The organism is Methyloprofundus sedimenti (assembly GCF_002072955.1).
GTDB lineage: Bacteria > Pseudomonadota > Gammaproteobacteria > Methylococcales > Methylomonadaceae > Methyloprofundus > Methyloprofundus sedimenti.
The window spans coordinates 1729822-1744052 of sequence record NZ_LPUF01000001.1; the positions used below are offsets into that span (position 1 = coordinate 1729822).

Sequence of the window (14231 nt, forward strand, 5' to 3'; positions counted from 1 at the left end):
CATGAACTATACTTTTTCTTATTACTTGCTACTTACACTTGTTGTTCTAAGTTGTCCTGTGCAGCTTTATTCTGCAGAACTCTCTATAACCGATACTCACAATATTACTGAAATATTAGAAAATGAGTTCAAGGGGGCATATCCTGAAAAAATTCTTCCAACTGGAGAGTTAAGAGAATTCGAATTGGTGGCAAAGCAGGGTACTTGGTCTATCGTGCCACCCTACACTACATCAGTTTGGACTTATAACGGAACCATTCCTGGCCCTGTTATTCGAATTAAGCTAGGTGATACACTAAAGTTGACGTTAAAAAATGAATTATCTCAACCCACAACAATTCACTGGCATGGTGTCCGCGTTCCTAATGCGATGGATGGTGTGCCCGGAGTAACCCAGCCACCGATCCAGCCAGGAGATAGCTTTACCTATCAATTTACTCCGAAAGATGCGGGTACTTTCTGGTTTCATCCGCATATTAATGCGGCAGAGCAAATTGAACGCGGTTTACATGGAGTTTTAATCGTGGAAGACCCAAGTGAACCAGTCTATTCACAAGATCTAGTCTGGGTTCTGGATGACTGGTTGTTTACAAACGGTGGGGAAATTTATTCTAAATTTGTGACCAGGCATGACCTGGCTCACGATGGGCGCTGGGGAAACCTGTTAACGGTCAATGGCAAGTATCAACCCACGGTTAAGGTTAAAGCGGGAGAAAGAATCCGTATCAGAATGATTAATGTTGCTAATGGTCGGGTTTTTAAGCCTGTATTTGAGCAATTATCACCTGCTGTGATTGCAGTAGACGGCATGTTAGCTAAAGCTCCATTTGCATTGCAACAATTTTTTGTTGCACCAGGAAATCGAGTGGATCTTGATATTATTATCCCCCAAACGGCTGCCGGAAAAACCTTTGTTCTGCAAGATGCCTTTACACGAAACAATATCGATTTAGCTTTTATCCAGGTAGCGTCTGCAGAACCCATTGCAACACCTTCCTTTAAATCACCTCAGGCGCAACATTTTCCCCTGTGGTCCGATGCACTAAAAATACCAGTTGAGCATGAGTTTACCCTGGATGCTAGACGTGGCGGCGTATATGGAATATCCTGGATGATAGATGATAAAGTCTGGCTGGAAGGTAAGGCTTATGAACTGCAATCGGGTAAATTTACTCGATTACGAATTAACAATAAATCATCACGCTTACACCCTATGCATCTGCATGGACAATTTTTTAAAGTTATTGCAAAAAATAGGCAAAAAGTAGAGGAAAATTTCTGGCGAGATACTGTCCTGGTTGGTCCTAAAGAATCAGTTGATATTGGTATTGTACCTATGGATAAAGGCTTGTGGGCTAATCATTGCCATATACTAGAGCATGCAGAATCGGGCATGATGAGTACTATTATGGTTAAGGAGTAAGGCTGTAGTTACTGTTGAATAATTTGCAATGCGCGACGTGCTACGATCCGGGAAAGCAGGTTATCAGTCAGCTTAAAAAAAATAGTAAAAATCCTGATTCAGTTTCTAAATATGAAAATACTGGCTTTAAGTCGTTGATTAGTTGATATCAACGGTTTAAAGCCATGTTCTACTGACGGGTTTATTTAATATAAATTTACGTTATACGATTTTTTGAATGCCCACGGCTTTACGTAATTCCAGTAAAAATGGAGCGCTAATCGCACGTGCTTTTACGGCTCCTTCCTGGAGCTGTTGTTCAATATGTGCTGGTTCTTGCATCAGTGCTTCATAGCGTTCTCGCGCAGGTGTTATTTCGCTATTAATTTTTTCAAATAAGATTTTCTTCATTTCTCCCCAGGCGATACCTTCTGCATATTGTTGACGAATATCAGTAACTTCTTGCTCGGAGGCAAATGCCTGGTAGGTACTAAATAGAGTGCAATCTGTAGGATCTTTGGCTACGCCAGGTTCTAGAGAGTTGGTTTTAATTTTATTAATCAGTTTTTTTAGTTTCTTTTCCGGAACAAATAAGGGGATGGTGTTGTTATAACTTTTGCTCATTTTACGCCCATCTAATCCGGATAAAATAGAGGCATTGTCATCAATAATAGCTTCAGGCAGGACAAAATGTTCACCGTAAATGTGATTAAAGCGTGAAGCGATATCGCGTGCCATCTCAATATGTTGAATTTGATCTTTACCAACGGGGACTTTATGGGCATTAAAAATAAGAATATCGGCAGCCATCAGAATAGGGTAGCTGAATAAGCCCATAGTAATACCCTTATCAGGGTCGGTATTCTCTGTTGCTTCATTTTCAGCAACTACCCCTTTGTATGCGTGAGCACGGTTCATTAAGCCTTTTGCTGTCACACAGCTTAGCATCCAGGTGAGCTCCATTATTTCAGGAACATCTGATTGACGGTAAAATGTGGCATTTTTAGTATCCAGGCCTAAAGCCAGCCATGTAGCAGCAATTTCTAAACTGGAGTGGCGTACTTTTTCTGGTTCGGAACATTTAATTAAGGCATGGTAGTCGGCCAAAAAATAAAATGGACTCGCATTAGCATCTTTGCTTGCTTTAATAGCAGGGCGAATCGCACCGACATAATTACCTAAATGAGGAGTACCTGTAGTAGTGATACCGGTGAGTATTGTCGATTTATTCATGCTGATTTATTCTCGTGTTAATTAATTATGTGATTGCAGTGATCTTTCGTAATACAACTTTGATGAAATCAAGGCAAACACTGCTTATTTTTTATTACTCGCTATTTTACGATATTCTTGCCACTAAGAAACCTAGTAATGTATATAATGATAGTTTATTTCGCTGTGTGCTGAACATAAGTATTTCTATTTCGAATATTGGCAATACTTGTAAGAAAATTTCGGAGTTACTATGTTAAATCAAACAGAATCCAGGCAATTTAATCGTTTGGATTTGCCGTGCGTTATAAGTTATAAGTTTCCTGACTCAGAACCGTCTTATGACGGTGAATGTATAAATATTAGCGGAGCCGGAATTTTGTTTATGGGCAAGCATATGCTGAAAAATGGCATGGCATTAGAATTGACGATTGCAACTAAAAATGAATTAACAAAACCCTTAAGGGCTTATGTAGAAGTGATTCGCAGCAAGGAAGTCGGACCAGAGCAATATGAAGTTGCAACGGAAATAAAGGGCATTAGGGAATATTAATTAGATTATGGCTAAAGTTTCTTTGCTTAATAAATCATTTTGTTTGCAAAATATTTGTGAAACTAATTACCGTAAACTGTTTTCTCTGATCCCTAATCTAAAAAGTATTGACGCTTCAGCACAGGGATTTTCTGATGGTAAACCTATGTTACATATGAAAATTCTTGAGCAATCACCTTATACAAAAACTATTCAATTAAGTTATTTTTTTGAAAATGATGCAGAGGCTTTATTAGAACCGGCAGTCAAAATTCGACTCTATTTTGATGTTTGTATTGCCGAAGTATTACGCGACTATAAGCGTGTAGAAGTGAGCAATGCTATCGGTGATATCAGTCTTAGTACCGATATTATGAATTATAAGTGGCGACTGAATTACTTTTTAGAAAAGTGGTTAGACCATTGCCTTAAAGCTGATTATACCTTTGTAAGTGATAATATCGCAGCATAGAACGCTATGACAAAAAAGTAATGTCAGCTTTTCTAGTGCTTAATAATTATAAAGCTTGTGTGGTCTACTGAACCGGTGAATGGCTCAACGATTACTTCAGTGACTTTTGCTGCTAGTGGGCCTTTGTGACACCATTGGATAAATTTTTGCAGCGCTTTTTTTTCCCCCGTGGCAATAATTTCTACATCACCAGCAGGCGTATTTTTTACCGCTCCTTTTACGGCTAACTGGCTAGCTTTTTTCTGGGTGGAGGCTCTGAAGAAAACGCCTTGCACACGACCTTTTACCGTGATTTTGTAGTGTTCTATTGGCATTTTATTTCCCAGCAATAATGAATTTTAGGTGTTCTGGAAAAATCTTCGGGTATAGTTTGTGCGCTAATATTTTGTATTTGTAGGTGTGCTAGTGATTGCGTATCCAGTTTAAAGCGACGAAAATTTGTCGAGAAATAGAGTATTCCGTCAGCGCTTAATAACTTTGCTGTATGGTTTATTAATTCAACATGATCTTCCTGAATACTTAAATTATCTTCCATGCGTTTGGAGTTAGAAAAAGTGGGTGGATCAAGAAAGATTAAATCATAAGTCTGTGCCAGCTGAGACTTATTTGCCTCGGTTTTTAGCCATTCAATACAATCAGCACGAATAAATCGATTTTTACTTTGATTGGTATTTAAAGTCATATTACGTTGTGCCCAATCTAAATAGGTTTTAGACATATCAACTGTAGTTGTTGAGATGGCACCGCCGATAGCGGCATGAACGGATGCGGTACCGGTATATGCAAAAAGATTCAAGAAATGTTTATTTTTTGCCTGTTGCTGGATTTTTAGACGTAGAGGCCGGTGATCAAGAAAAAGCCCGGTATCTAAATAGTCTTCGAAATTGACATAAAAAGTAGCGCCATGTTCTTCAATAGTTTCAAAAGCACCGAGATTAGCCAGTTTCTCATATTGATCTATGCCTTTTTGCTTGCTGCGTGTTTTTAAATAAATGTGTTCTTTAGGTATGGCAAATATTCTGGCGATTTCATTCACAGCAGTACTTAAGCGGAGCATGGCTTTTTCTTGTGAAATTGTTTTAGGTGCCTGGTATTCCTGAACATTGAGCCATGTTTTATCTCCCTGATAAACATCAATGGCGATTGCATATTCAGGTAAGTCAGCATCATAAACGCGATAGCAGTTAATACCTTCGCGATTAATCCATTTGGATATTTTTTTGATGTTTTTTTGCAATCGATTGGCAAACATTTCAGCATTTGGATCGGCTATTGTATCCTCTGCCTTAACTTGTTCTATACGTTCCTGTTGGGATTTTGCCTTAGGTGTGAAAAAGTTTTGTTCCTCAATTGCAAGGCGTAGTAATTTACATTCTAAAGGGCCATTAAACAGAGTAATTGGCTTTTGTGAACGAATCCCCAGGCGAAATCCAAGCTCAGGATCACTAATGATCATGGCCGCCTGCCAGTGGGTAAATTGTTTTTTTATTACTTCGCCAAAGGTGCGATACAGTTGCGCCGTTTCTTCTGTATTACCTAAGCGTTCACCATAAGGGGGATTACATACGACTAATCCTTGTTGCCAGCTTTCGGCAGCGCTTGCTTCACTTATGTCACGTCGCTCTACATGAATCTTGTTTTGTAATCCGGCATTTTCTATATGCAATAAAGCAGCATTAATTGCACGTCGGCTCTGATCAAATCCGACGATTGTCGGTATGTTCTCCAGGCCAGATAGCTTACGCTGTTGCGCTTCATCTACCAGAGATTGCCATAGTACGGCATTATGTTTTTTCCAATGTAAAAATCCAAATTGTTTATGTTGTAGTCCCGGTGCATAATCGCCGGCAATCATCGCCGCTTCAAGTAGTAAAGTCCCCGAACCGCACATAGGGTCGATTAAGCTGCCACCTTGCTGGGCGATATCCAGCCATTTACTACGGTAGAGAATGGCTGCAGCGAGGTTTTCTTTTATGGGGGCAGTAATACTGATATCACGATAGCCACGACGGTGCAGGCTTTCCCCCGAGAGGTCTAAACTAAGTGTTGCCTGTTCATTTTGTAGATATACATTAATACGAATATCAGGCTGTGTGGTATTGATATCCGGGCGTTTATTAAATTTCTTGCGCATCTGATCGACCACAGCATCTTTTACTTTTATAGCACCAAAGTGGGTGTTGTTGATTGCTTTCGAGCCTTTGGCATTAAATGAAACAGCAAAACTGTTATCAGGCGTCATATGTTCAAACCAGTTTATTTTATAGATACCATCATATAAATCTTCCTGGCTAGTGACCGTAAAAGTATCAAGTGTTAACAACACTCGATTAGCAATTCTAGACCATAGACAGACACGATAAGCTGTTTCCAGCGGGCCTTCAAAATAAGCACCTGCTAGAGCAGCTTTAACATTTTCAGCACCCAGTTGTTTTAATTCGGTAACCAGGATGTCTTCCATGGCTTTAGGCGTGGTGGCAAAAAAATTAAAATTGCTCATATTATTTTGGAATGGTGTCATGGGAATTGCGAGATATTTATAGATAACATCTCTTATAGGGATGTTATCTATCTTGATGAGGAGTGCAATAGCTTTTTAGCTATTGCCGTTATTATTAACAGAAAAAGCGAAAGCTTTTTACTCCTTTTGGGTTGTTCATCTACTTATTATTGAATACTTAATAACTCGACATCAAAAATCAGTGTTTCATTGGGACCAATAGCTGCACCAGCACCTTTTGCACCATAGCCTAAATCAGGGTGAATAAAAAAACGGTATTTAGCGCCAATAGGCATTAATTGTACGCCTTCAGTCCAGCCTGCAATAACACGGTTTAAAGGGAAGGTCGCTGGTGCATTACGACTATATGAGCTGTCAAATTCTTTGCCATCCAGTGTAGTGCCTTGATAATGGACCGTTACATTTGAACTGGCTGTTGGTTTATTACCTTCGCCAGCTTTCAGTATCATATATTGCAAGCCACTTGCAGTGGTGATGACTCCTTCTTTGCCGGCATTTTCGGCTAAAAATGCTTCGCCGGTCTGTTTGTTATTGTCTGCAAGTTCAGGGTCTGGTTTGGTAAACATAAAATAACCTATAAATAAAATAATGGATACAACGAGAATAACGAGTTGGGTTTTACCCATGAGTAACTCCTTAAGAAAACTAAACTCTTCTATTTTACCAAAAAAACCAGCCGGAATTTTCTAATTCTGCTTTACAGGCGTTTAATTGTTGATTATAGGTGCGTGCTTGCTTTGCCACTTTTTTAGAAACCTTGAGTAACCAGGGCTTTTTCAAATAGGATTTGCGCTTATAACCGGTATGTCCTTCATGGTATGCCAGGTATTGCTTAGCTGTATCCCATTTTGAAATGCCCAATTGCTTATAGCTAACAGCGCAATACCAACCGACAAAATCACTTGCATCTTCAAACACATCGCGGTCAGCAGACCAGCTTCCTGCATCATCTAAATACCAGTCCCAGGTGCTATCCTGAGCTTGAGGATAACCATAAGCTGAGCTATCTCTAAACCAGGGGATAAAACCAAGAATCCAGGGTCTGGGTGGCTGTGCATCGGCAATAAAACGGGATTCCTGATGAATAATAGCCATTTGTACATGAATAGGCACCCCCCATTTGTCATAGGTACTTTGTGTATAATCAAACCAGTTATCTTTTTCGCGGAAAATTTCACAGACGTTTTGCGTATTTTTGGGTTGCGAGGCGGTACACGCACTTAAAATTAATAAAAGTATTAGTAGCACGGTTGATTTAATATAGTGCCTGAGCGTCTTGTTGAAATTTAGCATGGATTGACGTATGACATATCTACAATAGAATAAGATTTTAGTAACTAGATACATTTTAGTTTAATATAAGCTATCTTTTTAGGATAGATTTCGTTTATTTATACTTGTGCGAATGATAATTAATCATAGATTAATATGATTCTATGCAGTAGCCAACTAATATGATTAATTTGATTAATTCCAGACAATATTTTCGGAAAAATATTTCGCTTTCAGGTTTGCTGTTTATTGGTAATCATGAGCATGAAATGCAGGTACAAAATCTGTCAATTTCCGGGGGGCTTGTAGCTATTAATACTGTCGCTAACCTAGTTGATGAGAAAGATGTTTTTTTGTTAATTAAACAATCCAGCATTGTGGATTTTTACATAGAAAGTTTAAATTTAGTCGGCGAAGCTGAGATAGTCCGTGTCGATATGGAAGGTGAGAGGATCTTAATCGGCCTGGAGTTTAAGGAAATATCTTATGATCCACAAAGTCTACTGTATAAAAGAAAGGCTTACCGCAAGAGCATGGCAGCTCCAGGACAAGTACTAATAGCGGAGAAATTTTACGATTTTATGACCCGAAATGTATCCGTTGATGGAATTTTGATTTATATTGATGAGCATGTGGATCTGCAGGTGGATATGATCGTCGAATTTAAATTTGAAAAATTACATTTATATGGTGAAGGTTGTGTTGTCTGGTTCCAGTACGATGAAAAGGAAGGCACCTTATTAGGTATGGAATATCTGCATATGGAAAAGTCTGAGATAAAAGGCATTCCTCGATTTTATCGTCCATAAAATATAAAAAAATTTCTTAATACCGGTTTTTATCTCTTTTGTGCCAATATTCAGTTGCCAGGTGTTGTGCTATCTCTTGTGAATCTGCTTTGCCCATTAACTTTAAAGCGACAGCCGTTGTGCCGATAATACTTGCTTCAGCAAACTCGTCATTAATTTCACCGCGCCATACCTGAATAAGTTGCTTGGGGTCAAGAGCCTCGGGTTTAACATGGCGTCTGGGAAATAAAGCAGGCCATATCTCTTCGGATAATACGCCGTTATGCACACTTTGAGCTAAACATTGCATGTCGGGGTTACGTTCAGTTTCACCGCCTTCTCCTTTGATTACCGTCATATGTGCCTGTTGTAATAGTAATGCCGCTTCTTGATGCACAGGACGATAGCCAGGATGAAATATACCCTGGATGCTGTAAGAGGCATTAAAAGGGTTTATGAGACGGACTAAGGTGTGGACTGGAGAGCGTAAACCCATTAATGAACGTAAGTGGATCATTCTGTCGAGCGCGGGACAAAGTTGTTCCAGGGATAAATATGCAAAATTTTGAGTTTGTAACTGTTGTTCAGCGACTTCCAATGAGTCTGCTTTAGCTAAAGAAAATTGTGTTAGCATATCCTGTACAAAAAGACGGTTCCCTGAATGTGATGCTGAACCATGTATCAGTACTTTGATATCATTTTCCGCTAATAAGAGGCTTGACAGCATAAACCAGGGTAAATGCCGCCGTTTTCCGGCATAGGCTGACCAATCTAACTCTGCAGTGTTATTGGCAATACCAGGCAAGGTTTCACGCACGGCTAGCACAAACCCAGCGAGTTCTTCAGGTGTCTCTTCTTTGACCCGCATTAGCATTAAGAATGCGCCTAGCTGTATTTCTTCAACTTCGCCTGCCAATATCATGCGCATAGCCTGATAGGCCTCCTCTTGCGTCAAGGGGCGAGAGCCTTTTTTCCCTTTACCTAAGATACGAATAAATTCGGCAAAAGGGTGTTCTGTATTATTACTTGTCATCTGAGTTACTCTTTTACCGGACGTTTATCTAATTTTCTTTGTAAAGTTCGACGATGCATATTCAGTGCTCTAGCAGCTGCAGAAATATTACCATCGTGCTCCATTAATACTTTTTGCAGGTGTTCCCATTCTAGACGTTTTACTGAAAGTGGGTTTTCACTGATTGCCACGGAACTGTCAGCTGCATTATTATGCAATGCATTCATGATTTCATTAGGGTTGGCTGGCTTAGTTAAATAATGTTTTGCACCTAATTTAATTGCTTCAACTGCAGTGGCAATGCTGGCAAATCCAGTCAGCATAACAATTTGCGTATTGTCGTCAAGTGAAATTAATTTTTGTACTAACTCCAGCCCTGATTCATGTCCTATGCGTAAATCAATCACAGCATACTCAGGTTCTATTTGTTCAGCCAGGGCGAGGCCATTTTTAACATCATGAGCTACCGAAACCGAAAATCCTCTTTTTTCTAATGCAGATTTGAGGACTGAACAATAGGTTAAATCATCATCTACTAACAATAATTGCACTTGATTTTGTTTAGTCATAATCCTTAGACGAGTTAATTGAGGGGAACAAGCGGTAAGATAATATCAACACATGCACCTCCTGTAGGTGCGTTGCTGATTTCTATTGTACCGCCCAATCGTTTAATTATTGAAAAGGTAAGAAATAACCCGACCCCTAATCCTTGATTACTCTCATTAATCGGGACCTTGCCTATTTTATCAATAAGTTTATTTGAAATGCCCGGGCCATAGTCGCGTATGCGTATGCCGACAAAATTTTCCACTGTACAAGGATTGATACTAAAGTCGATACCTTTATCAAGCGAACTTACTTCAGCGGCATTGTTCAAGATATTGATCATAGAGTGGGTCAAAGTAAGCTCTGCTAGAATGGCTTGAGTTAAAGGTGCCTTTGGGTTTATCAGTAAATTTAATTTTACCCCGGGTTGCTGACTGCGCCACTGCATTAATACTTCATCCAGATAATCGCTGAGCTTTTTAATATGCCCGGATTCTGCTCTTAGTTCACCCGCAGAAGCAGACATGACTGATAGCGCTTGTTTACATCTATTTATCTGGTCTTGCATGATTTGCATTTTTTCATGCAATTCAGTATGCACCTCTGGACTATATTCGTCTTTTAGTTCATGCGCAATGATGGCCATTGTTCCGAGTGGAGTGCCCATATCATGTGCTGCACTTGCAGCCAGAGTTCCTAACGCTATAATGCGTTCATCTTGCAGTGTTTTTTCACGAGCTTCTGCCAATCTTCGTTCTCCGGCTTTAATGGTATTAGAAAGCTCTACTGAGAAAAAAGCGACTAATCCGGCACTGCATACAAAGCCAAACCACATACCAAAAATGTGAAAATTTAAGAATTCTTCATCCTGCATATTATGCATGCTTGCAGACATATTCGCCATATCCATATCCATAAGCATTAAGTGCGGTTCAACTGCTGTCAGATTTGCGTGGTAGGGAATCAAAAATGTATAAAGGCTTGTTGTTAGTATCACCATATACCAGGTATATGCATGTGGCAAAACGATAGCCGTTAGAATAACGGGTAGTAGGAAAATCCAGGTAAACGGATTTGTTGCACCTCCCGTTAGATAGAGTAGTGAAGCAATAGCCAGTACATCGATAGCTAATTGTGAGAAAATTTCCATTTCTGTCACAGGCGTATCTGTTTTTAAACGCAACCATGTGTATAAATTGACAGTACCAATCGCTAAAATAGTTAGCCATAAAGCTTCTTGATGCAGAGGTATTTTTAATATATCAATAGAAATTAACAACAGCAGCGATTCGCCACCTATCATTAGATTTCTTAGGATAAACAGCCACTGCAAGTTTTCTCTTGCTGAAATTTCCTTTTGTGGGATGAAGTTGACTAACATGTGATTTATTGGAAGAAAATCGCTGCACTTATTATTGTTGCACTGGCTATTAATGCGTAAATCGTACTTTTATGATTATTTTGCATTTGCACACGCATTCTTTCTAATTGTTGATTATGTATTTTAGCGCGTTGACTAGTATGTGCAGCATCATCTAATACTTGAAAAAGCAATGAAGGAATCTCAGGGAATTGTTCTGCTATTTCAGGAAACTTTTGCATGGCTTGTTTGATTTTTGCTTTAGGGCTCAAGCGTTCTTTAAACCATGATTCTAGAAAGGGTTTTGCGGTTTGCCATAAGTCCAGTTCAGGATATAGCTGTCGTCCCAATCCCTCGATATTCAACAATGTTTTTTGCAATAAGACCAATTGCGGTTGAACTTCCATATCAAAGCGGCGTGCTGTTTGAAATAAACGCAGTAATAACAGGCCAAAGGAAATATCTTTCAGTGGCTTATCAAAAATGGGTTCACAGACACTACGAATGGCCGACTCAAATTCTTCAACCCGTGTCTCAGGGGGAACCCAGCCTGAAGCTAAATGCATCTCGGCTACACGACGATAATCATGATTGAAAAATGCGAGAAAATTTTCCGCTAAATAGCGTTGGTCCGATTCAGATAAAGTACCGACGATGCCAAAATCAACAGCAATATATTTACCCGGAGGGTCTACAAATATATTACCTGGATGCATATCGGCATGAAAAAAATTATCTCTAAAGACCTGGGTGAAAAATATTTCTACGCCACGCTCGGCAAGTAATTTAAAGTCAGCATTTACAGCACGTAATTCCTTTATGTTACCCACTGGGATGCCATAAATACGCTCCATGACTAATACTTTTTTGCGGGTAAACTCCCAGTGAATTTCAGGGATATAAATAGCATCGGAGTTTTCAAAATTACGCCGTAATTTTGTGGCATTTCCAGCTTCTCTGACCAAATCTAATTCATCGAGTAGCGTTTTTTCAAATTCAGCGACAATTTCCTTGGCATGGAGACGCTTTGCATCTTCCCAAAATTTTTCAGCAAAATAAGCAAGCTCATATAATAAGCCTATATCAGAATGTATCCACTTTTCTACGTCCGGTCGCAATACTTTGACAACCACCTGTTCACCGCTGTGTAAAACAGCTGCATGGACCTGGGCAACAGAAGCAGACGCTAAGGGACTGGGTGAAAATTCAGCAAAGGCTTGATCGATAGACATGCCAAGCTGCTGCTCTATAACTTCTCGGGCTTGCTGGTCTGAAAAGGGGGGAACTTTATCTTGAAGCATAACGAGTTCATCGGCAATATCATCAGGTAAAATATCCTTACGGGTGGATAGAGCCTGGCCAAATTTAACGTAAATAGGCCCTAAGTCTTCCAGGGTGCGGCGAATGCGAACCCCGCGTTGTTCAAAATTATTTTTCCGCCAGAAATTGGGTGAAAAAATAGCCAGAAAGCGTAAAGGCCTGAATAAATGTGTTTTGAGAATCAGGTCATCGAGTCCGTGAGTAACCAGTACCCAGTTGATGTGTAAAATTCGTAATATGAGTTTGGGGTGCTTCACGTTATCTTCCTAAGACTGCTGAGCTTTTAATTGAGTATCTAAACGCTTAATCCGAGCTTCAAGCCGGTCAAAATCTTCTTTAAGTTGGTCGACTTGCCGGGTGAATAAATTAATTTCAGGTGCAGGGGGAAGGTCTTGTGTTTCGTCCTGTAAAAATTCGCTAATATTAAGTTGAAGAGTTTTGAGGTTTTCCTGATGCCATAGGCTGGCGCTACGCATGAATCGGCCTAGCTTATGAGCAATGACATCACCCGTGTAATGCGAGAGTTGTTCTTCTAAATCAATATCTAGTTGTTCAAAGAGGTGCTGAAATTTGTGGCCAACGTTTAAATCGCCAGTTATCGACACTTCACCTGAAAAAAAGGAACGTGCAGGGGTAGAACTTAGCCCCATTAAACCCAGGGCAGGTAAGGAACCCGTTAGGGTGGTATCTATAGTTCCTTCATAATAATCCATAATCTGGATGTTTTCGCCATTCGGGCAAAGGTATAGTGTTTCATCAAAAGGCTGAATCGTAACAGCAATGATCTTACCTGTGAGTGGCTTTAAAAAAATAGCAATATCTTCATCCAGACTAAGGTATTTATTTAGAGCGGTTTCAAAAGCGCTCGTAAGCAGAGGTTTGATCATCGTTATTATTGTTGATTAGGAAAAGAATGGGGTGAGCAAGCCATTTCTGTCCACCCTATAAGGAGGGGCACCACAAGGCGGATAAAAAAAACACGACTCAACCGTGAAGTGAGTTAAAACTTATAACCTCTATGTACAGCAACAATACCTTGCGACATATTGAAATATTCGCAGCGTTCCAGACCGGCTTCCTGCATCATTTCTTTTAATTTATCCTGCTTGGGGTGCATGCGTATTGATTCAGCTAAATAACGGTAGCTGTTTTCATCTTTGGCAACGAATTTACCAATTTTTGGTAATAATTTAAATGAATAAAAATCATAGACTTTTTCAGTGATTTTATCGGTCGGGTGAGAGAATTCCAGAACTATTACACGGCCGCCTGGCTTTAATACGCGATACATAGAGCGTAATGCCGCATCTTTATCGGTTACGTTGCGTAAACCAAAAGCGATACACACGCAATCAAAGCTATTATCTTCAAAGGGAAGACACTCTGCATTGACCTGAGCATAAGTTATATTTTCAATTAGCCCCCGGTCAATTAGTCGATCACGCCCTGTGCGTAACATTTCAGAATTAATGTCTGCTAAAACAATTTTGCCACTTTTCCCAACGCGTTTGGAAAAAAGTGTCGTTAAGTCACCTGTTCCACCGGCTAAATCCAGTACCTGTTCGCCTTCGCGTACATTGCTTAATTGCACGGCAACACGCTTCCAGATACGGTGTATGCCGAGTGACATTAAGTCATTCATTATGTCGTATTGACTGGCAACAGAGTCAAAAACTCCGCGCACCAGGTTAACTTTATCTTTTGTTTCGACTTGTTTAAAACCAAAATGAGTGGTGTTATCAGTTGTCATGTTGTGTCTTTAGTTAAAGGGCAGACTTGATTGCTGCCAGT

15 protein-coding genes are annotated in these 14231 nt (G+C 39.8%); 4 read left to right on the forward strand and 11 right to left on the reverse strand.

The window, feature by feature from the left end:
• Position 1 precedes the first annotated feature (1 nt).
• Positions 2-1423 (forward strand): multicopper oxidase family protein, encoded by a 1422-nt coding sequence (locus AU255_RS07695; protein ID WP_080522328.1) that lies wholly within the window; start codon positions 2-4, stop codon positions 1421-1423.
• Positions 1424-1624: 201 nt separating this feature from the next.
• Here the strand turns inward: AU255_RS07695 and AU255_RS07700 are convergent, their stop codons facing one another.
• Positions 1625-2635 carry a tryptophan--tRNA ligase gene (locus tag AU255_RS07700; RefSeq protein WP_080522329.1) on the reverse strand — a complete coding sequence of 337 codons (1011 nt, stop codon included), beginning with the start codon at positions 2633-2635 and terminating at the stop codon, positions 1625-1627.
• Positions 2636-2867: 232 nt separating this feature from the next.
• Between AU255_RS07700 and AU255_RS07705 the strand changes: the two genes are divergently transcribed.
• Positions 2868-3167, forward strand: a complete 300-nt coding sequence (locus AU255_RS07705; RefSeq protein ID WP_080522330.1) for a PilZ domain-containing protein — start codon at positions 2868-2870, stop codon at positions 3165-3167.
• Between the two features lie 7 nt (positions 3168-3174).
• On the forward strand, positions 3175-3618 hold the full coding sequence (locus AU255_RS07710) for a DUF1249 domain-containing protein (RefSeq protein WP_080522331.1): 444 nt from the start codon (positions 3175-3177) through the stop codon (positions 3616-3618).
• A gap of 32 nt (positions 3619-3650) precedes the next feature.
• Here AU255_RS07710 and AU255_RS07715 read toward each other — a convergent pair whose 3' ends face one another.
• From AU255_RS07715 to AU255_RS07730, 4 genes are all read right to left on the reverse strand, one after another.
• Entirely contained in the window at positions 3651-3932 is a 282-nt protein-coding gene (locus tag AU255_RS07715; RefSeq protein WP_080522332.1) for an acylphosphatase, read from the reverse strand.
• Positions 3923-6118: a bifunctional 23S rRNA (guanine(2069)-N(7))-methyltransferase RlmK/23S rRNA (guanine(2445)-N(2))-methyltransferase RlmL gene (rlmKL, locus tag AU255_RS07720; protein WP_080523301.1), complete on the reverse strand. Its 2196-nt coding sequence runs from the start codon at positions 6116-6118 to the stop codon at positions 3923-3925. The genes AU255_RS07715 and rlmKL overlap by 10 nt, the downstream gene beginning before the upstream one ends.
• A gap of 167 nt (positions 6119-6285) precedes the next feature.
• Positions 6286-6765: an FKBP-type peptidyl-prolyl cis-trans isomerase gene (locus AU255_RS07725; RefSeq protein ID WP_080522333.1), complete on the reverse strand. Its 480-nt coding sequence runs from the start codon at positions 6763-6765 to the stop codon at positions 6286-6288.
• A gap of 34 nt (positions 6766-6799) precedes the next feature.
• Complete coding sequence (locus tag AU255_RS07730) at positions 6800-7387, reverse strand: transglycosylase SLT domain-containing protein (protein WP_233144578.1); 588 nt, start codon at positions 7385-7387, stop codon at positions 6800-6802.
• A 206-nt stretch (positions 7388-7593) separates the two neighbouring features.
• On the opposite strand from AU255_RS07730, the gene AU255_RS07735 reads away from it, so the two are divergent.
• On the forward strand, positions 7594-8220 hold the full coding sequence (locus AU255_RS07735) for a PilZ domain-containing protein (RefSeq protein WP_080522335.1): 627 nt from the start codon (positions 7594-7596) through the stop codon (positions 8218-8220).
• Between the two features lie 16 nt (positions 8221-8236).
• Here the strand turns inward: AU255_RS07735 and AU255_RS07740 are convergent, their stop codons facing one another.
• The 6 genes from AU255_RS07740 to ubiE all read right to left on the reverse strand — a co-directional run bounded on the left by AU255_RS07740 (position 8237) and on the right by ubiE (position 14190).
• Positions 8237-9232, reverse strand: a complete 996-nt coding sequence (locus AU255_RS07740; RefSeq protein WP_080522336.1) for a glycosyl transferase family protein — start codon at positions 9230-9232, stop codon at positions 8237-8239.
• Positions 9233-9237: 5 nt separating this feature from the next.
• Positions 9238-9780: a response regulator transcription factor gene (locus tag AU255_RS07745; protein ID WP_080522337.1), complete on the reverse strand. Its 543-nt coding sequence runs from the start codon at positions 9778-9780 to the stop codon at positions 9238-9240.
• Between the two features lie 14 nt (positions 9781-9794).
• Positions 9795-11063 (reverse strand): ATP-binding protein, encoded by a 1269-nt coding sequence (locus AU255_RS07750; protein ID WP_233144579.1) that lies wholly within the window; start codon positions 11061-11063, stop codon positions 9795-9797.
• 83 nt (positions 11064-11146) lie between these two features.
• A complete protein-coding gene (gene ubiB, locus AU255_RS07755) occupies positions 11147-12697 on the reverse strand; it encodes a ubiquinone biosynthesis regulatory protein kinase UbiB (protein WP_080522339.1) in 1551 nt (516 codons plus the stop codon).
• Between the two features lie 9 nt (positions 12698-12706).
• Positions 12707-13327 (reverse strand): ubiquinone biosynthesis accessory factor UbiJ, encoded by a 621-nt coding sequence (locus AU255_RS07760; protein WP_080522340.1) that lies wholly within the window; start codon positions 13325-13327, stop codon positions 12707-12709.
• A 113-nt stretch (positions 13328-13440) separates the two neighbouring features.
• Positions 13441-14190, reverse strand: coding sequence for a bifunctional demethylmenaquinone methyltransferase/2-methoxy-6-polyprenyl-1,4-benzoquinol methylase UbiE (gene ubiE, locus AU255_RS07765; RefSeq protein ID WP_080522341.1), 750 nt, complete (start codon positions 14188-14190; stop codon positions 13441-13443).
• Positions 14191-14231: the final 41 nt, after the last annotated feature.

Excerpts from the sequence above, each read along its gene's own strand:
- ubiE (WP_080522341.1), bottom strand. The coding sequence starts at position 14,190 with ATGACAACTGATAACACCACTCATTTTGGTTTTAAACAAGTCGAAACA.
- AU255_RS07725 (WP_080522333.1), bottom strand. The coding sequence starts at position 6,765 with ATGGGTAAAACCCAACTCGTTATTCTCGTTGTATCCATTATTTTATTT.
- AU255_RS07700 (WP_080522329.1), bottom strand. The coding sequence starts at position 2,635 with ATGAATAAATCGACAATACTCACCGGTATCACTACTACAGGTACTCCT.
- AU255_RS07710 (WP_080522331.1), top strand. The coding sequence starts at position 3,175 with ATGGCTAAAGTTTCTTTGCTTAATAAATCATTTTGTTTGCAAAATATT.
- AU255_RS07760 (WP_080522340.1), bottom strand. The coding sequence starts at position 13,327 with ATGATCAAACCTCTGCTTACGAGCGCTTTTGAAACCGCTCTAAATAAA.
- AU255_RS07695 (WP_080522328.1), top strand. The coding sequence starts at position 2 with ATGAACTATACTTTTTCTTATTACTTGCTACTTACACTTGTTGTTCTA.
- AU255_RS07745 (WP_080522337.1), bottom strand. The coding sequence starts at position 9,780 with ATGACTAAACAAAATCAAGTGCAATTATTGTTAGTAGATGATGATTTA.
- AU255_RS07715 (WP_080522332.1), bottom strand. The coding sequence starts at position 3,932 with ATGCCAATAGAACACTACAAAATCACGGTAAAAGGTCGTGTGCAAGGC.
- AU255_RS07740 (WP_080522336.1), bottom strand. The coding sequence starts at position 9,232 with ATGACAAGTAATAATACAGAACACCCTTTTGCCGAATTTATTCGTATC.
- AU255_RS07705 (WP_080522330.1), top strand. The coding sequence starts at position 2,868 with ATGTTAAATCAAACAGAATCCAGGCAATTTAATCGTTTGGATTTGCCG.
- AU255_RS07750 (WP_233144579.1), bottom strand. The coding sequence starts at position 11,063 with ATGATAGGTGGCGAATCGCTGCTGTTGTTAATTTCTATTGATATATTA.
- AU255_RS07735 (WP_080522335.1), top strand. The coding sequence starts at position 7,594 with ATGATTAATTTGATTAATTCCAGACAATATTTTCGGAAAAATATTTCG.
- rlmKL (WP_080523301.1), bottom strand. The coding sequence starts at position 6,118 with ATGAGCAATTTTAATTTTTTTGCCACCACGCCTAAAGCCATGGAAGAC.